The organism is Eggerthia catenaformis OT 569 = DSM 20559 (assembly GCF_000340375.1).
Classification (GTDB): domain Bacteria; phylum Bacillota_I; class Bacilli_A; order Erysipelotrichales; family Coprobacillaceae; genus Eggerthia; species Eggerthia catenaformis.
The window spans coordinates 30,382-50,000 of record NZ_KB446651.1 but is presented as its reverse complement, the minus strand read 5'-3'; the positions used below and the strand labels follow the sequence as shown (position 1 = coordinate 50,000).

Sequence of the window (19,619 nt, the reverse complement as noted above, 5' to 3'; positions counted from 1 at the left end):
GACTCGGTGAAGTCTTAGTGCCTGTGAAGATGCAGGCTGCCCGCGACTAGACGGAAAGACCCCATGGAGCTTCACTGCAGGTTGGCATTGGACCTGGGTGCGTGATGTACAGGATAGGCGGGAGGCAGAGAACCCGGCGCGCAAGCGCAGGGGGAGCCGACGTTGGGATACCGCCCTTGGCGCATCTAGGCTCTAACCGGACGCCGGAGACGGGCGACGGGACAGTGCCAGCCGGGCAGTTTGACTGGGGCGGTCGCCTCCTAAAGAGTAACGGAGGCGCCCAAAGATACCCTCAGCATGGATGGAAACCATGCAGCGAGTGCAAAGGCATAAGGGTGTCTGACTGCGAGACAGACAGGTCGAGCAGGGACGAAAGTCGGGCTTAGTGATCCGGCGGTGCCGAATGGAAGGGCCGTCGCTCAACGGATAAAAGCTACCCTGGGGATAACAGGCTGATCTCCCCCAAGAGTTCACATCGACGGGGAGGTTTGGCACCTCGATGTCGGCTCATCGCATCCTGGAGCTGAAGTCGGTTCCAAGGGTTGGGCTGTTCGCCCATTAAAGCGGTACGCGAGCTGGGTTCAGAACGTCGTGAGACAGTTCGGTCCCTATCTGTCGTGGGCGCAGGAGGTCTGAGGAGAGCTGTCCCCAGTACGAGAGGACCGGGGCGGACGGACCGATGGTGGACCAGTTGTCGCGCCAGCGGCACAGCTGGGTAGCCAAGTCCGGAAGGGATAAGCGCTGAAGGCATCTAAGTGCGAAGCCCCCTCCGAGATGAGACCTCCCACCGAAAGGGTAAGGCCCCTTGAAGACGACGAGGTGGATAGACCGGGAGTGCAAGCACGGTGACGTGCTGAGCGGACCGGCACTAATAGGCCGAGGACCTGACCGGAGAGAGAGTCAGAGAGCGAGAAGTATGGAATCCGGTTTTGAGGGACCGTCGGGAGATCCGGTGGTGAAGGCGTGATGGACACACCCGTTGCCCATACCGAACACGGAAGTTAAGCATCACAGCGGCGAAGATAGTCCGAGAGGGCGAAAGGAGCACGCTGCCGGGCAGAGAGAGGGCATCCCCCTCTTTTTTTGTATAATTTCATATCAATTCCAATAAAAAAAGAACTCTAAAGGAGTTCCTCCGGATTACTATATTCATTTCTTGCTGGTTGAACCAAATCCGCCATTTCTTGTTTCTGAAGTGCTGTCATCTTCAGTGATACCATATGTAAAGAAAATTCCTTGGGCAAATCCTTCACCTTGATTGATTGAAAGAGTTTTATTTTCTTTTGAGTCATTTGTAAGTTTTATAAACATATGCCCTTCATTATCTGAATAGAAATAATCACTGTCTATAATGCCTACGGTGTTATTAAGCTGAAGTCTATATTTAAATCCTAATCCGGATCTAGGAAAAATAGTAAGAACCCAGGAAGGATTCATTTTTACTCTTATACCTGTAGGAATAGTAACAGTTTCTCCGGGAGCCAGCACAAAAGAATAGGGAGCATAGAAATCATAGCCGGCTGATCCTTTTGTGGCACGCTTAGGAAGTTTAATAGCATCATATATTTCCTTATTATCACAGCTTTTGCTGAATTCTTTAAAACTGACTTTATAAAATTTTGCTTTTTTTATCATATTTTTATCTCCTCTTTTTTAATTATAACTTATTCGATAAAGAGAGACTATAAAAATTATCACAATCATGATATAATATTAAAAATTGTTAAAGGAGAATAATTATATGATCGGTTATTACAATTATACTGTTATTCTTACATATTGTAGTTTATTAAGTGCATTAGTAGGTACACATTTTGCCTTTTCACATAATTATGTATATGCATTATTTTGTTTGATGTTATGTGGTTTTTTTGATTCATTTGATGGAATTGTTGCAAGAAGTAAGAAGGATCGAACATTAGAAGAAAAGAAATTTGGAATACAAATAGATTCATTAGTGGATTTAGTGAGTTTTGGTGTATTTCCTGCTTTAATAGCCTATTCTATGGGATTTACGGATTTACCATGTCTTATCTTTTTTACTATTTATGTTTTGGGAGCGGTTATCAGATTAGGCTATTTTAATGTTATGGAAGATACCAGACAGCAGCAGACAACGGAAAAAAGAAAATATTATCAGGGACTTCCGGTTACCAGTTCATCTTTAATATTTCCTATGATTTATTGTCTGACAGCTTTTTTAAGTATCCATATTGTCCAGTCTATTTATTTTTTAGGATTAGGGGTAGTAGGCATACTGTTTGTCTCTGATATTAAAGTTATTAAACCCGGGTTAAAAGGAATTTTAGCTTTAATTGGCTGTGGTGCTATTATTCTTGCGATTATGGTAGCAGCCGGTTATGTAAGGATGAATGGATAATGGCTATTTATTTAAGAGATGGTTCATTATTTGAATATAATGAAAATCAGGATCGGCTGTTAGAAAAGCTTTATTCACATAAATTGGGAAGAAGTTTTGTTCAATGTCTTATTCATCCCTTTGTTAGTTATATAGGTGGTCTATATATGAATTCTGCTTTATCTGCGAAAAGAATAAAGTCATTCATTCAATCAAATGATATTGATATGAGTCAATATTTGAAAGAAGATTATGCAAGCTTTAATGAATTTTTTATCAGAAAGATTAAAGATGGAGAAAGAGAGATTAATCAGGCATCTAATGTTTTGATTGCTCCTTGTGATAGTAAATTATCGTGCTTTAAAATAGATCAGAATGTAAGATTAAAAATTAAGAATACAGTTTATTCTTTAGAAGATCTTTTGATGTCACCTACATTGGCTTCGAGGTATCAGAACGGGTATGCTTTGATTTTTAGACTTACTGTTGATGACTATCACCGTTATCATTTTTTTGATGATGGTACATCAGAAAAAGAAGTTCACATACCGGGATATTTTCATACAGTTAATCCAATCGCAAATGATTATTATCCTATTTATAAAACAAATAGCCGTACTTATACATTATTACATACAAAACATTTTGATGATGTCATAATGATGGAGGTAGGGGCATTGATGGTTGGTAAAATTACTAATCATCATAAAAAAGAGTTTAGCCGAGGTGAAGAGAAAGGCTATTTTGAATTTGGTGGAAGCACAGTCGTTCTTTTTATAAAAGACATTGTAGATATTGATCAGGATATTATAAATAATTCAGCAGAATATAATGAAACAAAAGTACTGCTGGGAGAAAGAATTGGTATATTAAAGTAGTTATTATTTAACTGCTTTTAGATAAGCAGGAGGAATATTATGGGGAAAATTATAGCCATTACGAATCAAAAAGGTGGAGTTGGTAAGACAACAACAAGTGTGAATTTATGTGCAGCACTTGCTTATATGAAAAAGAAAGTCCTGCTTGTAGATATGGATCCTCAGTCAAATGCGACTCAGGGAATAGGTATTGATCGCAGTTCTTTAGATAAAACATCATATGACTTATTAATGCAGGATGCCTTGATTAAAAATGTAATTATTAAAAGTGCTGTAGCACATTTAGATGTTGTACCTGCAAGCATAGATTTAGCGGGGATTGAATTACAGTTGTCTTCAGTTCCCAAAGGACGAGAACAAAGATTGAAGACAGCCTTAAAAGAAGTTAAGAATAATTATGATTATATTATTATAGATTGCCCGCCGGCATTAGGATTATTAAATACAAATGCATTGAGTGCAGCTGATTCAGTTTTGATTCCTGTACAATGTGAATACTATGCTTTAGAAGGATTGACGCAGCTATTAAATACTATTTTATTGACACAAAGTATCTTTAATAAGCATTTGACAATAGAAGGTGTCCTACTCACAATGCTTGATTCACGTACAAATTTAGGAATTGAAGTAACTCAGGAAGTTAGAAAATATTTTAAAGAAAAAGTCTATGAAACAATCATTCCTAGAAATATTAAGTTGTCAGAAGCACCAAGTGAAGGATTATGTATTTTTGATTATGATTCAAAATCACCCGGAGCTGTCGCTTATGGTAAATTAGCAAAAGAGGTGGTGAAGAGAAATGCCAAATAAAAAGAAAAAATCGGGATTAGGCAAAGGATTGAATGCGATTTTTAATGATGGTAACAGTGCATCGGATTTGGTTTCTATGATTGATGCGATTGAAAAGAATGCTCCTGAATTAACGCAAACAAAAATATTATTGAAGGATATTCGTACAAACCCTTATCAACCAAGAAAATATTTTGATGAGGAAAAATTAAATGAACTTGCTCAATCTATCAAAGAACATGGTGTTTTTCAGCCAATCTTATTAAAGAAGTCTATTCATGGCTATGATATTGTTGCCGGAGAAAGAAGATGGAGAGCAGCTAAAATAGCCGGTTTAGAAGATATTCCATCAATTATTGTTGATTTTACTGATGACCAGATGATGGAAATAGCATTGTTAGAGAATATACAAAGAGAAGATTTAAATGCGATCGAAGAAGCACAGGGTTATCAGGCAATGATGGATAAACTACATCTGACACAGGAAGAGTTGGCTCAGAGAGTAGGAAAATCTCGTACTCATGTTACTAATACATTGAGATTATTAAATATTTCCAAGACTCTTCAGAAATATATTCTGGATGGTATTTTATCTATGGGACATATAAGACCACTTATCGGCTTACCGGAGGATAAGGCATTACAGACAGCAAAAAAGGCTGTTGATGAAAAACTCTCTGTTAGGCAGGTAGAAGATATTGTTAAGGGTATTAAACTTTCTTTGTCAAAAAAGAATAAGTCTAAAGAAACTCAAGAGAGCCCTTATAATTATGCTGAGACTCTTATTAGAAAGAAATATGGAACAAAAGTAAAAATTCAGAATAAAACAATTACAATTAAGTATACTGATATAAAAGACCTTAATAGAATATTAGAACTTATGGGAGTTATAGAAGAAATTTAGACAGGATATTGTATTCCTGTTTTTTCTTTTTTAGAAATAAATAATATAAAAATAAAAGATTAATTATAATAGAGAAAAAGAGGAGTGAAGTATATGAAAAAAGAATTTCCAAAAGGATTTTTATGGGGAGGAGCAACGGCTGCCAACCAATTTGAAGGTGGATGGAAAGAAGGAGGTAAAGGAATCTCAGTATCAGACTGTGCAAGAAGTCATTTGGATGTAGATGTTCAAGACTATAAGAAGCAAAATGAAGTGACCACAAAAGATATTGAAGAAGCTTTAAAAACAGATGATGAAGTTTATTATCCAAAAAGACATGGAAGTAATTTTTATTACCACTATAAAGAAGATATAGCATTATTAGGAGAAATGGGATTTAAGGTTTTTAGATTATCTATTGCCTGGTCTAGAATATTTCCTAATGGAGATGATTTACAGCCAAATGAAGAAGGATTAAGATTCTATGATGCTGTTTTTGATGAATGTGCTAAATATCATATTGAACCTTTAGTAACTATTTCCCATTATGAACCGCCAATTAATCTTTTACTCAACTATGATGGATGGTATTCAAGAGAAGTTATTGATATGTTTGTAAGATATGTAAAAGTAATTGTAGATAGATATCAGCATAAAGTTAAGTACTGGTTAACATTTAATGAAGTAGACTCAATGATTAGGCATCCTTATACGACCGGCGCTTTAATTGAAGACCGATTCCCCGGGAAGAATTTTACAGAAGTTATTTTTCAGGCTATGCACCATCAGTTTGTTGCTTCTGCACTTGCAACAAAAATAATACATGAGTCTATACCGGATGCTAAAGTAGGCTGTATGCTGACAAAACTTACATATTATCCATATACATGTAAGCCAAAAGATGTGTTAAAAGCACAGCAGGATATGAGATCTACATATTGTTATAGTGATACACAAGTATTTGGTGAGTATCCGGCTTATCTGCTTGCTAAATTTAAAAATGAAGGCTTAAATATAAAAATGACAGAAGAAGATTTAAGAGTGATGAAAGAATATCCGGTAGATTTTGTATCATTCTCATACTATTCATCAAGTTGTGTTGCAGCTGATGATCAAGGTTTAAAAAAGACAGCTGCTAATACAAATATTGCGATTAAGAATCCTTATATTCCTTCATCAGATTGGGGATGGCAGATTGATCCTATTGGATTGAGAATTTCATTAGTAGACTTATATGATCGTTATAGAAAGCCTTTATTTATTGTGGAAAATGGATTAGGAGCAGTTGATGAGCTGGTCAATGGAACCGTAGATGATCAGTATCGTATAGACTATTTTGAAGCCCATTTTAAGGAAATGTATAACGCTATTGTAGAAGATGGAGTAGATTTGATGGGATATACATCTTGGGGATGTATAGACCTTGTTTCTGAGTCAACAAAACAGATGTCAAAAAGATATGGATTTATCTATGTAGATGCTGATGATTTAGGACAGGGAAGTTATAGAAGATATAAAAAGAAGTCATTTAACTGGTATAAACATATTATTGAAACAAATGGCAGGTGTTTATTTGAAAACGAATAGCTTAAAAAGAAGTAAACCCGGTTTCTTGGACATTGATTAAAGGACTGACTCCTGTAAAATACAGGAATCAGTCCTTTATAATAGTAATTAACTAATTTTTAAATTTTGTCCAACAAAACTATCTTTAATAAATCTGCTGCGATTGATTATAATGCATGGTGTTAATCTCAGCAACACCTCTATTGATACAAATAGCAAGAACAATCCATCCAATAATAATAAGTAATACAATTTTAAAAGAAATACCGCTAAATATAAACCAGAAATTCATATCCCATACTGCATGTAATCCAATGGACCATATTGCAAGTGATAGGAATTTTCCACTGGCAAGAACACCCCAATCAAAAGGACTTTTATTCAAAGCAATCATAATACCTGCTCCTTCAATAGAAGCCCAGACAACATGACCGCCAATAGTATAGATTCCTCTAGATAAGAAAATCATTCTTAACATTGTAGAAGGATCAAAACGAGAATTAATAGAATATCTAAAGATATATCCGGCTGATTCAAAGACTGCAAAGCCTGCTCCTACAGCAGCACCGATCAATATTCCGTTAAGGATATATTTATAGCGTCCTTTACCATTTTGAATAAGTGCACCAACAATAATAAACTTAGCTGTTTCTTCAACAATAGCAGTTACAATAGCACCAAAGGTATCATTACTAGCTGGAAAAATAGCATTAAGAATAAGTGTTAAAAATAATGATGTGACTCCGCCAATAAAAAACAAATAGATGATAGTAGCAAAACTAACATTTCTAGGTGTATTTGCTTCAAATAAGAAAATTAAGACAGTTAGTGGAAAAATAGCTGCACCAACAAACATTAATCCCGGAAGTAGATTAGTATTACCAAACATATTGTACATCAAAAACAACAAAATAGTAGTAATAGCTAAAATAAGAAAAATACGAGAATACAGCCAAGGTTTTGGCCAGTCTCTTAAAATATACTGTGGACTAGGTGTGGTATGTGCTGTACCGACTGAAAGTAAAGTCTCTGATTCTTCTCTTGAATGATGAACAAAAACATTTGAAAAGAAATCCTTATAATTGATTTTTACAAAACCTGTTCCTCCGGTCATTTTATCAACAGTACTGGTAAAGTCATCAACTAATTTAGAAGTTTCTTTACCTAAATCAGAAGCCAGTGAAGAATTCTGATTATATTTCATAGCAAGTGATTTACCGCAATAAATACAGAATTGATTTCTATCATCATTGGGTTTACCACAATTTGGACATAACATATTAATCATTCCCCCTTTTGCCTATTATAATAAATTTTAAGAAAAAAAAAAGCATAAATGCTTTTTTTAAAGATTTGATGCAATATATTGACCGGCTATAGCTCCATCATTAGCTGCTGTAACAATTTGTCTTAATTGTTTATTTGTAACATCACCAACCGCAAAAATTCCTTTTATTTTAGTTTGCATATGTTCATCAACTTCAATATAGCCTTTTTCATCAGTAATATCTAAATTACTTGCAAAGCCGGTCATAGGATCTAAGCCGATAAATGGGAAAATACCACTTACTTCTAATAATGATTCTTCATTTGTTTTAGAGTCAGTAAGCTTTAATCCTGTTACTTTATGACCATCACCAATAACCTCTAAAGGTTTTTTTAAAGTATGGAAAACAATATTATTCATAGACTTAGCTTTATCAATAATATATTTATCAGCTCTAAAAACATCTCTTCTTACAATAATATGTACCTTAGAAACAAAACCGGCTAAATAAACAGCTTCCTCAATAGCTGAATTACCTCCGCCAATAATTGCGGTTTCTTTTCCTTTAAAGAAAGGACCATCACATACAGCACAGTAAGAAACGCCTTTACCGGTGTATTCCTTTTCTCCCGGAATATTCATTAGTCTTTCTTTTGTACCGGTTGCAATAATGATATTCTTAGTTTCAATTTCACCATTTGTAGTCACTACTATCTTATGATGACCAAAATCTCTAATACCGGTTACTTCTGTCATTTCAAGTTCAGCTCCGAAATTTAATGCATGTTCATACATTTCATAGGCAAGTTCAGGACCCATTTTCTTTTTAATCCCGGGATAGTTTTCAATATCAGCAGTAGAATTTAATTTTCCTCCCGGTGCTCCGGATTCAATAATTTTAACTTTTGCACCTGCTCTTGTTGCATATAAAGCAGCTGTTAATCCGGCCGGACCGGCTCCAATAATTACAATATCTGTCATCCTATTCTCCTCCATTAAGTATTTTATATAGTAATGTATATAACTGATGCGCTTCCTGATCATTGAGTTTTACACAGATTCCTATTTTATTAGGAATATCTTTTGCTTTTAATTCTAAATCTCTTCCTTTTTGTGTAATACTCACATTTACAATTCTTTCATCATCAGCAGATCTTTCTCTTAAGACCAATCCCTTTGACTCCAACCTCTTTAACAAAGGAGTAAGAGTACCGGAATCAAGGAATAAGCAATGTCCTAATTCCTTTACATTAACAGTATTTCTTTCCCATAAAACCATCATCGTTATATATTGAGTATAAGTCAGATCAAGTTCATCTAAATAAGGTTTATATTTTTTTGTAATATAATGACTTGAGGCATATAAGGGAAAACATAACTGATTCTCCAATTTTAAACAATCATAACTCATAGTAACCTCCTCTTAGCCATATAATATCATGTTAAACAAAAGTATGTCAATTAAATTGACCACAATTAATATGGTGATATAACTGTTTATATATTCATTGGTTGAGTTTTCATTAAAAACATATATAATGTTAGAAATGAAGGTGATTATATGATTATTAATGGAAAAGAAATATCTCAAAAGATAAAAGATCAATTAAAAATACAAATAAATGAACTTAAACAACAAAAAAAGAGAGTACCATTATTAGCTGTTGTTTTAGTCGGTCATGATCAGGCAAGTGAAGTCTATGTTAGAAATAAAGTCAAAGCCTGTGAATATATTGGAATAGCTTCACAAGTGATCAGAAAAGAAAATAATTGTACACAAGATGAATTATTAAGTATTATAGAAAAGCTTAATAAAGATGTTCATGTTGATGGTATACTGGTACAGTTACCTTTACCTGCTCATATTGATGAAGAGATCATTATTCGTTCTATTAATCCGGATAAAGATGTGGATGGATTTCATCCTATTAATGTTGCAAAATTATTCTTAAATGAAGAAGGGTTTATTCCTTGTACACCACATGGAATGATGGTTATGCTGGATGAGATAGGATATAATCCGGGTGGTAAAGAAGTGGTAGTTGTGGGAAGAAGTAATATTGTTGGGAAACCTGTTTCTTTATTAATGCTTCATAAGAATGCAACAGTAACTATTGCACATAGTTATACGACTCATCTAAAAGAGATTACACAAAGAGCGGATGTATTGATAACCGCAGTCGGTAAAGCTAAATTTTTTGATCAGTCATATATCAAGGAGGGTGCCGTAGTCTTAGATGTGGGTATAAATAGAGATGAAAACGGAAAACTGTGCGGAGACTGCAATTATCAGGATATGGCGGAAAAAGCTTATGCGATCACTCCTGTTCCCGGCGGAGTAGGCCCAATGACAATCGCAATGCTGATGACAAATACATTGCTGGCTTATCATAGGAGGTCATATGGAATATAATTTACATGATATTATTGAGATGAAAAAACCGCATCCATGTAAGAAATCTATGGAATGGGAAATTATTAGAATGGGTGCTGATATTAAGGTTAAATGTCTGGGATGTGGAGCTATTGTTATGTTTTCCAGACGTGATTTTGAAAAAAGATTGAAGAAAGTAAAGAAACAGGAAGCCTAGCTTTCTGTTTTTAAATAAGATAAATAATAAAAGCAATAATGAATGCAGCAATAATATCACTTATATAATGTAAGCCGCACAATATACGAGTTATTCCAATAAGGATAGTCATTAAGAATAAAATTATCGAAAGAGGTAAAGAAAGAGGCAGACACATCAAAGAAATGATTGCTCCGCTGAATGTATGATTAGAAGGAAAAGATTCTCCGGGATTATGAAATACTGCAGGAGTTAAAGGTAAAATTTCAAATGGTCTAGGTCTGTTGAAAACTTTTCTCATACATTTTACAGTGATTAATCCTGATAAAGGTTTAATAAGAGTTATGAGCAGCAGTGGACTCTTTATTTTTATTAAATATATAATCATACAAGGATAAATAAAAATAAAGAGAGCAGTCAGATATTTCTCTAAAAAAGATATAATCTTTTTATAAGTATGATGATTATGAAGATAAATATTAAGTTTTAGATAGATATCATTCATTTTTTTCTCCTTTTTAGTAGTATAACATAATGAATATTGCATTTTGAATATGAAGTTGATAAAATGTGAGAGATATAAAGGAGTGAACAAATATTATGGCATTAACAGCAGGTATTGTGGGATTACCAAATGTAGGAAAGTCTACACTATTTAATGCAATCACAAATTCACAGGTAGAAGCAGCGAATTATCCTTTTGCAACAATTAATCCAAATGTCGGTGTGGTTGAAGTTCCCGATCACAGATTAGATGATTTAAGGACTTTATTCCAGCCTAAGAAAACGATTTATACAACGTTTGAGTTTACTGATATTGCCGGCTTAGTTAAAGGAGCCAGCAGAGGAGAAGGATTAGGAAATAAGTTTCTGGCAAATATTAGGGAAACGGATGCAATATGTGAAGTTGTCAGATGTTTTAGAGATAAAGATATTACTCATGTGGATGGTTCAGTAGATCCTATAAGAGATGTTGAGACAATTCATTTAGAGCTTGTCTTTGCAGATATAGAAACAGTAGAAAAAAGGATATCAAAGCTAGAAAGAAAAGCAAAGTCCGGTGAAAAAGAAGCTAAGGAAGAAATGGAAGTTTTAACACCTATTAAGGAAACATTAGAAAAAGGCTTGCCGGCAAGAACACTATCTTTTTCTAAAGAGGAATGGGTGTATGTAAAACAATACAATCTTTTAACTATGAAACCTATTATTTATGTAGCAAACATGGGGGAAGAAGATATTGAAAATCCTGATAATAATCCCTACTATTTGCAGCTTGTGGAATATGCACATAAAGAGAATGCTGATGTTGTACCTATCTGTGCTAAGATAGAAAGTGAATTAGCGGGACTTGGTGAAGATGATAAAGCTATATTTATGGATGATTTAGGAATTAAAGAAAGTGGCTTGGATAAGTTGATTAAAGAAACTTATCATTTATTAAATTTAAAAACATTCTTTACTGTAGGACCTGATGAATGCAGAGCATGGACTTTTAAGGATGGTATGACAGCTCCACAGATGGCGGGTATTATTCACACTGATTTTGAAAGAGGCTTTATTAGAGCAGAGACTTATTCATATGACGATATGATGATTTATAAGAGTGAAAATGCTTTAAGAGAAGCCGGTAAGATTAGACAGGAAGGGAAAACATATCAAGGACAGGATGGCGACATTATGTTCTTCAAATTCAATGTTTAAGATATTAGATAAAGGGGATTGACCAAAATTGTTCAATCCCCTTTATAATTTTCAATGCCATATGTCCAAGTATTGATACCGCCAAAATCATAAACATTTTTATATCCTAAATTCATCAGTATTATTGCAGCACGCTTGCTGCGATTACCGCTTCGGCAGTAAACCAAGATGGTTTTATTTTTATCAGGTATTTGTTTTTCAGCAAGTTTTTCTAAGTCATCTACATTAATGTTAATGGCGTTTTTAATATATCCTGATTGATATTCCTCGGAAGTTCTTACATCCAGAATGATTACATTTTCTTTTTTCATTTTATGGTATGCTTCTTCCTGAGTAATCTGATTTATTTTTGTCTTATTAGCGGTACAACCAAATAGAAAGAATAAAATAGACATAATCAATAATAATCTTTTCATTTTATCAGCTCCTTTTTATTAATTATACATACTATTTATTTCTAAGTCATTTGAGATGCTTTTAAGATTCTATTTCCTAACTGATAGGAAGTCTTTATAATTACTATAGGAAACTAATGATTATATAATATATAGAGGAGATAATCATGAATAAAAGACAAAGAAATATTATTGATATACTTCGAGATAATAATGACTGGATAACCGGTAAAAGATTATCAGAGATGTTAAATGTTTCTGATCGTACTGTAAGAACAGATATCTTAAAGATTAACGAAGAATATCATCAGCTTCTTATTATTGCCAGCAGACGTTATAGTTATCGTATAGATGAGAAAATATTCAGCAGAATAGGACTTGTGAGTGAAGCTTTAATTCCTCAGACATCAGAAGAAAGATGTAAATGGATACTTAAAGAATTATTATTAAATGATGATATAAATCTTATTAATTTAGAAGATAAGATTTTTGTGAGCGGTTTTTCTATTGAAAATGATATACAGAAAATAAAAAGAAATATTTCTGATTTTAAGACCTTATCTTTAAAAAAATCAGCAAAATATTTAAGTCTTATAGATGATGAAGCAGAGAAAAGACAATTATATAAAAGACTTCTTAACCGGGAGATTCAAGGTCATTTTATGAATCTTAATATGATAGCTGAATTATGGACACATTTTGATATATTAGAAGTTTCAAGACTCTTTGATATGATCTGTGAAAAATATCATTATTATGTTAGAGAAGATATTTATACAATGATCATGCTTCATGCAGGTATTGCGATTGAGAGAATTATGAGTCATGAATTTATTACTCATAACTGTGATGAAATGTTTGAAGATAATCAGGAATATAAAGTCAGCGAATGTTTTTTTCAAAAGGTGTCTATGAATCTTAAGATCCCTTTTGTAGAAACAGAAGTAATATGGTTTGCATCTCTATTAAGAGGAAAAGGAAATACTCTATCTTGTCAGAATAAAAAGGAAATACTCTATCTTGTCAGAATAAAGATGAAATAGAAAAAATCGTTTATCAGATGATTAGACAGATTAATCAGGTGTTTGAAATAGACTTTTTTAATGATCATGACCTCATTAACGGCTTAAATACACATATTGCTTCATTGATTATCAGGCAGGAAAATCATGTAAAGATTACTAATCTATATTTAAAAGAAATTAAAAAAACTATCCATTAATTTTTGATATGGCAGTGAATGCTTGTCAGAGAGCATTTTGTCAAGTACCTGTTTACTGTTCTGTGTTAGTTTTTATTAAATTGTTAGTTATACAAACTGTGGTTTGCTTTAATCTTTACTAAAAACAAGAATCTTCTGCGTAATCTTCTTCGCAATCGGAAGCCAGTCGATTAGCTTTAATGTAGGCATAAGAACACGCATACCACGTAATATGTTGTCATCTTTAATCTTATGAAACCCCTGAGCAATGTTCTTTATATCATCAAAGCTGTCTGCACCGAAAACGAATCTGGCTCCGGTTTGCTGAATGGATTTTTCAACCCCTTCTCGTTTTACCCACATCTTTGCAATACATTCCATTATGACCGTAGCGGTGTCAAAGTTTTTATGAATGATAGAAAGTATCTTGGCATTTTCTTCGGCAGTGAGATACATTGACAGTCCTTCTATAATAAAAAGTACATTCTCTCTGTTTTTTACTTCCTTGAACCAATTTGGATCTAAAGCAGATGCACTGATAGATGAAACTCTCCCGCTTTCTAAAAAAATCTGATCTCTGAGCTTTATAACATCAGGCAGATCCAGATTATACCAAGTGATAGTACCATTATCCACACGATAAAATCTTGTGTCCAGTCCACAGGCAATGTTCACTATTGTAGTAGTCGGGTTTCGCCCAATAAATTCTTTGACCAGTTCGTCAAAGACGAGTGTGCGTGCGATTACACCACTACTCATGGTACGATCTTTTGCTGCAGTTGAAAAGTCATAATCAATCTTATTTACAAGTTCTACTGCTTTTGCATCATAGAATTTATGCTTCTTTCTCTGTGAATACTCTGCACGTGCATAAAAACTTTGAAGCATAGTTTCTGCAGTGCCGTTCAAAACAGGTTTTATTTTCTCTTGCATTTCTATTTTCCCCAAATGTAAACGCCTCCTTCAAATTTTATTTTTTGTTTTCATTAGCTAATATTATACCATTTTCCCACTTGGTTTTATAGGTCTAACTCACTCCGTTTTACATATGATAGTTCCCTTGAATGTTCCTGTAACTGCTCTATGCAGTTCTTAACCTTTTCAGCTTGCTTAACTTCTTCTCGTATATCTAATATTTGATTATATAGGCTATTTTTCTTTTTCTTCCAAGTGGCAACTTCCGATTTCCATTTGGATACATTTAAGGTCTTGCTTTCTCCTAAATGTTCTTTCAAATATTTTTTGGCACTTTCAAACAAAATAATCTCTGCGGTGTGTTCATTGTAGAAAGTATCTTGCTTATTTTTCTTTAGCTTGGTATAGGCTTTATAGGTGTCTTTATGCTTCAAATATTTTTCGGCGTGGTCGATAAGTTGTACTCTATCATCAATCTGCTTTTCGGTATCTTTAATAGCTCTTGTGGTCTTGTAATTTTTATCTCTTAAAGTAACTATACTTTCTTTAAGTTCAGATACGGAAATAATATTTTTCTCTTTAAGAAGCTGATAGCTTTCAATATATTTTTCTAAGTCTGTATTATTGTTATCTGCATTTTTGCGGATAAGATTTTCAAAGATTGATAATAGATTTTCTTTTGATGAAAAGGTGGACTTTGTATTTTGAGTTTCTGCTTTTTCTTCTTTTCCATTTGACTTGCTGATACTTCTAAGTAAATGGTTGGTATTTGCTTTATGCCTTGTCTTGTTCATTTCAATCCACTGTATTGATTTTTCTTGTTTTGTAATTGCCATTTTTAAGTTTTACTTTTTCTCCGTTTTTATTAAGGATATATTCTTTTTTTGATTTTGCTCCCCATGTTTTGTCTTCATTTAACGGTCGCATAGTAAGTAGGATATGGGCGTGCGGATTTCCTTCATTTTTATCGTGTAGGGCAATATCGACACTTACAAAATTTTCTTTTACATATTCTTTTACAAGCTGTGAGTTTTTACTTTTTTCTATTTTCTCAACACTGTTCCATAATGTTCCTCTGTCTGAAAATTCCTGTGGTGCATTTTGTGGTAATAGAATTTCGGTATAGGCTATTCCACCGTTTCTTGTAAAGTCATGGACTATTCCGTCATATTCATTTTTTATCTTTTCGCCACTACGGTAGGAAGCTGCCGCAACAGGACTTGGAGAAGATGTGATGAAAGGCTGTATCTCCTATGAAATTGTTCGCTTAATGAAGGAAGGCTTATCACCACAGCAAGCTTGTGAACAGGCCGTCAGCATGTTTAATGATGAGTTAATAAAAAGAAGGGGAAAAGCCGGAGATATGTCTTTAATTGCTATTAATAATAAAGGAGAATGGAGATGTGATACAAATATTGAAGGATTCTCTTTTGTAGTTGCTACAGAAAAGCTCAAACTAACCGTATTCTTAGTAGAGTATTAGGATGATCATTGTCTTTTTAAAGAAGCATCAAAAGAATGGATGGATGAGTATATGAAAACACGTATGCTACCTTTGGAGGCTAAATAACATGGATAATACAGTTATTTTTAATAAAGTTGATCAGATTTCCAGGGAAATGATTGAAGGAATTAAGACTATTGTACAAATACCGAGCGTACAGTTATCACCGGAAATGTTTGGTAAAGATATTAAAGAAGCACTGAATTGAACATTAATATTAGCTGATCATTTAGGATTCTATACAAAAAATATTGATTATTATATGGGTTATGCCAGTTTAGGAAAAAGGGATAGTCAGGATTATATATGTGCTATAGGTCATCTGGATGTTGTGCCTGTAGGTGAAGGATGGAAGCATCCTCCATTTAGTGCTTATGAAGAAAATGGATATATTTATAGCAGAGGAATATTAGATAATAAAGGACCTATCTTAAGTTGTCTTTACGCTCTTTATGCTTTAAAAGAACTAGGATATAAACCTCGTCATGAAATACGTATTATTTTTGGTTGCAATGAAGAAACTGCTTTTAATGATCTTAAGTATTATCTGACAAAAGAAATACCTCCTATTGCCGGATTCACACCGGATTGTAAGTATCCTGTAGTTTATGCTGAAAGAGGAAGAGCTTTGATTCATTTTCATGCTTCCTCTACACATGATTTATTTGATTTTATGAATAAATATATCTTAAATGCTGATCATACCGGCATAAAATGAGGTATAGATTATTATAGTCAGAAGTTTGGTCAGCTAGAAACAAGAAATTACCAGCTGCTTGATAATAATATATTTGAATTAGCAGTTAGCTATCCTTCAGGAATTACTATTGATAAGATAATAAGTTTATTACAAGAAAAAATAAACTTGGCTGTTGAGCTTATATCTAATTATGATTCTGTATATTTTAATAAAGATAGTAAAATGGTTACTATTATGAAAGAAACTTATGAGGATGTTACCGGAAATGATGGAACTCCCGTAACTACAACAGGAGGGACTTATGCAAAAATTATGCTTCATATTGTACCATTCGGTCCTTCATTCCCGGGGCAGAAAGGAATAGGACACAATCCTAATGAGTGGATGAGAATAGAAGATATTATTACAAATGCTAAAATATATGCTTTAAATCTTTATCGATTATCGGAAGAAATAGATTAGAAAAAATGGATTGAAAATCTCTTTAGTATTTATTATATTGAATATACTCAGATAGAATAGGGGATTGATAATGGGACTTTTTATAGCAGTATTATTTTTTCATTTTATTATATTCATATTTATCGGATTGACTATATTTATGTATTTTAAACTTAGAAGCTTGGTGAAGAATAATCAGGAATTACCTTTATGGATATGTAAGCTTGGAGATATATTGAAAGGAAGAGAAGCGAATCCTTATGTAAATATTGCAGATGACTGTGCTTTAAGGGAAGTACATATTTTTCTATTAAGTATGTTATTGATAAACGGTATTGTATTTATTGTATTGCGACAAAGAGGATATTATGTTTTTTCAGCAATATATTTTTGTTTTAAGTTAGAGTTTCTTTTTACAGTTATTTTATTGATGTTAGGACAGCTTTTAAAAATAAGTATTTTTATTTTAAGAGTAGTCAAAAAAATATCAGGTGGCTATCTTAATTATGCTCCGAGTCATGTAATAATGACTATGGTTGTTATTGTATCTTTTATGTTTACAGGAACTATGTTTGTAACCGGATTTCCGGTAAAGCCGGTTGAAATTCAGATTGCAGAAAGCCGATTGACTATTGGTGTTACAAAAGCTTCAGAACTTTTAAAGGAGGGTTTTCAGTTTTATAACAAGAAACCTGATGATAAGATTATTAATTATAAAGATAATCGTCTCTATTATGGAGAATTAGTTGAATTAACTCGTAATGGGCAGTCTTATGGCACGGTTAGTTTGACTCCTACTTGGAAAGCTTCCGATAAGCTTAAAGATTGTGTAATAACCTATTATAATATTTCCGGTACCGGCAGACAGTTAAGTGCAATTAAGATTAATAATAAAAATATTTTTAAATTAAAATATTCCGATTTTAAAAACAATAAAATAATAGATGTTTTTTCATTAAAGCCTGCAGACTACAGAGAACAGATGGGCTATTATTCTTTTAGTCTACAAATGCAGACACATAGTTATGTATTATGGAAAAGATATACAATTGAAGGAAAATTTCATAAAAATGGAGATCCTTATCAATATGAAGTAAGGGCACAACATATAGTATGGGAATGGTAATCATATTGACATTAATAAAATATTTCTATAGAATATATTCTATAGAAATAAAGGAGAATATTAGTGAAAAAAGTTATCAGTATAATAGCCGATAAACCTTGGATTGTTTTTTTGATATTAACTATCTTCTTTTTTATCAGTATGATATATTTAATTTATTCCCAGAAAAAGAGGAAAAAATCATTTAAGCAAATTAAAATAATGAAAGAAGATGGTATCTTATCTAAAGTTTATCTACGTATTGATCATGGATATGGTGATTTTTATGATGTTAAAGTAACTATGGATGGTAGACAATGGTATGATGCTTTTTTTTCTGATGAGATTATGATACCTTCTCTGTTGCTTTTACCCGGTTATTATCAGGTACAGTTCTCCATAAAGGCTCGTTCGGGAGTATCACCTTATTATAAGAAAAAAGGTCCTTTCTGTTGTGAATTAGTGGTAGAGGATTATAAGAATACAGTACTTGTTTTTGATAATGATACATTAGCTTCTTGGCAAGAAGATTATGAGGAGGATAATTTATAATGGATATAAGAATTAATTTTGTTGATAATTGGGAAAAGAAAGATATTGATTTAAAAGAGCTGGAAGCAGCTTTAGAAACCGGTAATTCTACTCGCTACAACAATTCTAAATTAAATAAAATAGCAAGTAAGTGGAAGAAGTATAAAGAAAGAGGTGTTTCTAATCTCTACCTTATTAAAGAAGCAGATGATGATGGTGTGGCTTGTGCTTATTATGCTTATTCTATTAAGGATGGTATTATCCAAGAAGATGTTTTAGAAAGACTTAGAGATATCTGTTCACAGAAGCTTTCAGTAGGAGAGATGAGAGTTCATGGCTCTGACTGTAAACCTTCTGAATGGTGGGATACTAATGCAAAATATTTAATGAAATTAGTAGAATCCGGCAAAGCGGAAGACGTCTATGAATATTTAAATGGTGAATTATTTCCTTCAGGTATTATTTTAGATGCCAGAAGCATTAAAACAAAAAAAGCAGGATCTTTAGCTTGTTCAGCTATTGCCTGGGGAGTTAGTAATTCATTATTTAAAAAAGGAACTTATATGGGTGTTCTTATTCATAATGATTTATTATAGTTTTAAAGCAGTTATATGACGGCTTTTTAATTATCAATTTTATGAAGCAATTTCATAAAAGACTTACTAAGCTTATAACAGGCAAGATTGATCATATAATTTATATTATTTTTCTTGAATACTAGGAGTATGACTATTAATAATATATTTTGAATAAAATATTATTTGGTATACTGCTTCTTTCAGGATTAAGAGTCGCTGAAATGACGCATATAAAA

25 protein-coding genes, 2 rRNA genes and 1 pseudogene (1 of these 28 running past the window's edge) are annotated in these 19,619 nt (G+C 33.2%); 19 read left to right on the top strand and 9 right to left on the bottom strand.

Going from position 1 to position 19,619, the window contains the following annotated elements; translation table 11 throughout:
- Nucleotides 1-892: ribosomal RNA gene (locus tag HMPREF9943_RS09470) — 23S ribosomal RNA — on the top strand; it begins 2,011 nt to the left of the window's first position.
- Between the two features lie 56 nt (nucleotides 893-948).
- A 5S ribosomal RNA gene (gene rrf / locus HMPREF9943_RS09465) occupies nucleotides 949-1,058 on the top strand.
- A gap of 91 nt (nucleotides 1,059-1,149) precedes the next feature.
- On the opposite strand, the gene HMPREF9943_RS09460 is transcribed toward rrf, so the two are convergent.
- Nucleotides 1,150-1,635: a dUTP diphosphatase gene (locus tag HMPREF9943_RS09460; protein ID WP_004804410.1), complete on the bottom strand. Its 486-nt coding sequence runs from the start codon at nucleotides 1,633-1,635 to the stop codon at nucleotides 1,150-1,152.
- Nucleotides 1,636-1,741: 106 nt separating this feature from the next.
- On the opposite strand from HMPREF9943_RS09460, the gene HMPREF9943_RS09455 reads away from it, so the two are divergent.
- From HMPREF9943_RS09455 to HMPREF9943_RS09435, 5 genes are all read left to right on the top strand, one after another.
- Nucleotides 1,742-2,380, top strand: coding sequence for a CDP-alcohol phosphatidyltransferase family protein (locus HMPREF9943_RS09455; RefSeq protein WP_004804409.1), 639 nt, complete (start codon nucleotides 1,742-1,744; stop codon nucleotides 2,378-2,380).
- Nucleotides 2,380-3,237, top strand: coding sequence for a phosphatidylserine decarboxylase (locus HMPREF9943_RS09450; protein WP_004804407.1), 858 nt, complete (start codon nucleotides 2,380-2,382; stop codon nucleotides 3,235-3,237). The genes HMPREF9943_RS09455 and HMPREF9943_RS09450 overlap by 1 nt, the downstream gene beginning before the upstream one ends.
- A gap of 39 nt (nucleotides 3,238-3,276) precedes the next feature.
- Nucleotides 3,277-4,047, top strand: coding sequence for a ParA family protein (locus HMPREF9943_RS09445; RefSeq protein WP_004804405.1), 771 nt, complete (start codon nucleotides 3,277-3,279; stop codon nucleotides 4,045-4,047).
- Nucleotides 4,037-4,930, top strand: coding sequence for a ParB/RepB/Spo0J family partition protein (locus HMPREF9943_RS09440; RefSeq protein ID WP_004804404.1), 894 nt, complete (start codon nucleotides 4,037-4,039; stop codon nucleotides 4,928-4,930). Before HMPREF9943_RS09445 ends, HMPREF9943_RS09440 begins: the two co-directional genes overlap by 11 nt.
- Before the next feature lie 93 nt (nucleotides 4,931-5,023).
- A complete protein-coding gene (locus HMPREF9943_RS09435) occupies nucleotides 5,024-6,496 on the top strand; it encodes a family 1 glycosylhydrolase (RefSeq protein ID WP_004804401.1) in 1,473 nt (490 codons plus the stop codon).
- Between the two features lie 124 nt (nucleotides 6,497-6,620).
- On the opposite strand, the gene HMPREF9943_RS09430 is transcribed toward HMPREF9943_RS09435, so the two are convergent.
- The 3 genes from HMPREF9943_RS09430 to HMPREF9943_RS09420 all read right to left on the bottom strand — a co-directional run bounded on the left by HMPREF9943_RS09430 (nucleotide 6,621) and on the right by HMPREF9943_RS09420 (nucleotide 9,153).
- Nucleotides 6,621-7,754 (bottom strand): PrsW family glutamic-type intramembrane protease, encoded by a 1,134-nt coding sequence (locus HMPREF9943_RS09430; RefSeq protein WP_004804400.1) that lies wholly within the window; start codon nucleotides 7,752-7,754, stop codon nucleotides 6,621-6,623.
- Between the two features lie 66 nt (nucleotides 7,755-7,820).
- Nucleotides 7,821-8,723, bottom strand: coding sequence for a thioredoxin-disulfide reductase (gene trxB / locus HMPREF9943_RS09425; RefSeq protein ID WP_004804397.1), 903 nt, complete (start codon nucleotides 8,721-8,723; stop codon nucleotides 7,821-7,823).
- A gap of 1 nt (nucleotide 8,724) precedes the next feature.
- Entirely contained in the window at nucleotides 8,725-9,153 is a 429-nt protein-coding gene (locus tag HMPREF9943_RS09420) for a MarR family winged helix-turn-helix transcriptional regulator (RefSeq protein ID WP_004804395.1), read from the bottom strand.
- A gap of 150 nt (nucleotides 9,154-9,303) precedes the next feature.
- Here HMPREF9943_RS09420 and folD point away from each other — a divergent pair, with 150 nt between their 5' ends.
- Entirely contained in the window at nucleotides 9,304-10,155 is an 852-nt protein-coding gene (gene folD, locus HMPREF9943_RS09415; RefSeq protein ID WP_004804393.1) for a bifunctional methylenetetrahydrofolate dehydrogenase/methenyltetrahydrofolate cyclohydrolase FolD, read from the top strand.
- Nucleotides 10,145-10,333, top strand: a complete 189-nt coding sequence (locus HMPREF9943_RS09410) for a DUF951 domain-containing protein (RefSeq protein ID WP_004804392.1) — start codon at nucleotides 10,145-10,147, stop codon at nucleotides 10,331-10,333. The genes folD and HMPREF9943_RS09410 overlap by 11 nt, the downstream gene beginning before the upstream one ends.
- Before the next feature lie 10 nt (nucleotides 10,334-10,343).
- On the opposite strand, the gene HMPREF9943_RS09405 is transcribed toward HMPREF9943_RS09410, so the two are convergent.
- Entirely contained in the window at nucleotides 10,344-10,817 is a 474-nt protein-coding gene (locus HMPREF9943_RS09405; RefSeq protein ID WP_004804389.1) for a phosphatase PAP2 family protein, read from the bottom strand.
- Between the two features lie 95 nt (nucleotides 10,818-10,912).
- On the opposite strand from HMPREF9943_RS09405, the gene ychF reads away from it, so the two are divergent.
- Entirely contained in the window at nucleotides 10,913-12,013 is a 1,101-nt protein-coding gene (ychF, locus tag HMPREF9943_RS09400) for a redox-regulated ATPase YchF (protein ID WP_004804386.1), read from the top strand.
- 32 nt (nucleotides 12,014-12,045) lie between these two features.
- Here ychF and HMPREF9943_RS09395 read toward each other — a convergent pair whose 3' ends face one another.
- On the bottom strand, nucleotides 12,046-12,429 hold the full coding sequence (locus HMPREF9943_RS09395; protein ID WP_004804385.1) for a rhodanese-like domain-containing protein: 384 nt from the start codon (nucleotides 12,427-12,429) through the stop codon (nucleotides 12,046-12,048).
- A gap of 146 nt (nucleotides 12,430-12,575) precedes the next feature.
- On the opposite strand from HMPREF9943_RS09395, the gene HMPREF9943_RS09390 reads away from it, so the two are divergent.
- Nucleotides 12,576-13,451: a BglG family transcription antiterminator gene (locus HMPREF9943_RS09390; protein ID WP_004804383.1), complete on the top strand. Its 876-nt coding sequence runs from the start codon at nucleotides 12,576-12,578 to the stop codon at nucleotides 13,449-13,451.
- Between the two features lie 17 nt (nucleotides 13,452-13,468).
- Nucleotides 13,469-13,630 carry a PRD domain-containing protein gene (locus tag HMPREF9943_RS09980; protein WP_081602256.1) on the top strand — a complete coding sequence of 54 codons (162 nt, stop codon included), beginning with the start codon at nucleotides 13,469-13,471 and terminating at the stop codon, nucleotides 13,628-13,630.
- Between the two features lie 108 nt (nucleotides 13,631-13,738).
- Here the strand turns inward: HMPREF9943_RS09980 and HMPREF9943_RS09385 are convergent, their stop codons facing one another.
- The 3 genes from HMPREF9943_RS09385 to HMPREF9943_RS10510 all read right to left on the bottom strand — a co-directional run bounded on the left by HMPREF9943_RS09385 (nucleotide 13,739) and on the right by HMPREF9943_RS10510 (nucleotide 15,685).
- Nucleotides 13,739-14,557, bottom strand: coding sequence for a class I SAM-dependent methyltransferase (locus HMPREF9943_RS09385; RefSeq protein ID WP_004804380.1), 819 nt, complete (start codon nucleotides 14,555-14,557; stop codon nucleotides 13,739-13,741).
- A gap of 71 nt (nucleotides 14,558-14,628) precedes the next feature.
- Nucleotides 14,629-15,360, bottom strand: a complete 732-nt coding sequence (locus HMPREF9943_RS10515) for a hypothetical protein (protein WP_004804379.1) — start codon at nucleotides 15,358-15,360, stop codon at nucleotides 14,629-14,631.
- Nucleotides 15,320-15,685, bottom strand: coding sequence for a MobA/MobL family protein (locus tag HMPREF9943_RS10510; protein WP_482156158.1), 366 nt, complete (start codon nucleotides 15,683-15,685; stop codon nucleotides 15,320-15,322). Before HMPREF9943_RS10510 ends, HMPREF9943_RS10515 begins: the two co-directional genes overlap by 41 nt.
- Before the next feature lie 43 nt (nucleotides 15,686-15,728).
- Between HMPREF9943_RS10510 and HMPREF9943_RS09375 the strand changes: the two are divergent.
- The 7 genes and pseudogenes from HMPREF9943_RS09375 to HMPREF9943_RS09355 form a co-directional block, all read left to right on the top strand.
- Nucleotides 15,729-16,094, top strand: a pseudogene (locus tag HMPREF9943_RS09375) (isoaspartyl peptidase/L-asparaginase); the annotation flags it as partial.
- A gap of 1 nt (nucleotide 16,095) precedes the next feature.
- Nucleotides 16,096-16,236, top strand: a complete 141-nt coding sequence (locus HMPREF9943_RS10455; RefSeq protein ID WP_004804376.1) for a hypothetical protein — start codon at nucleotides 16,096-16,098, stop codon at nucleotides 16,234-16,236.
- Nucleotides 16,237-16,290: 54 nt separating this feature from the next.
- Entirely contained in the window at nucleotides 16,291-16,746 is a 456-nt protein-coding gene (locus HMPREF9943_RS10450) for a M20/M25/M40 family metallo-hydrolase (RefSeq protein WP_004804373.1), read from the top strand.
- Nucleotides 16,747-16,893: 147 nt separating this feature from the next.
- Nucleotides 16,894-17,190: a M20/M25/M40 family metallo-hydrolase gene (locus tag HMPREF9943_RS10445; protein ID WP_004804370.1), complete on the top strand. Its 297-nt coding sequence runs from the start codon at nucleotides 16,894-16,896 to the stop codon at nucleotides 17,188-17,190.
- 70 nt (nucleotides 17,191-17,260) lie between these two features.
- The gene (locus HMPREF9943_RS09365; RefSeq protein ID WP_004804369.1) at nucleotides 17,261-18,295 is read left to right on the top strand and encodes a hypothetical protein; all 1,035 of its coding nucleotides are present in this window, start codon (nucleotides 17,261-17,263) and stop codon (nucleotides 18,293-18,295) included.
- 63 nt (nucleotides 18,296-18,358) lie between these two features.
- Nucleotides 18,359-18,826 carry a hypothetical protein gene (locus HMPREF9943_RS09360; protein WP_004804367.1) on the top strand — a complete coding sequence of 156 codons (468 nt, stop codon included), beginning with the start codon at nucleotides 18,359-18,361 and terminating at the stop codon, nucleotides 18,824-18,826.
- Nucleotides 18,826-19,401 carry a hypothetical protein gene (locus tag HMPREF9943_RS09355; protein ID WP_004804364.1) on the top strand — a complete coding sequence of 192 codons (576 nt, stop codon included), beginning with the start codon at nucleotides 18,826-18,828 and terminating at the stop codon, nucleotides 19,399-19,401. Before HMPREF9943_RS09360 ends, HMPREF9943_RS09355 begins: the two co-directional genes overlap by 1 nt.
- The last annotated feature ends 218 nt before the right edge of the window (nucleotides 19,402-19,619 follow it).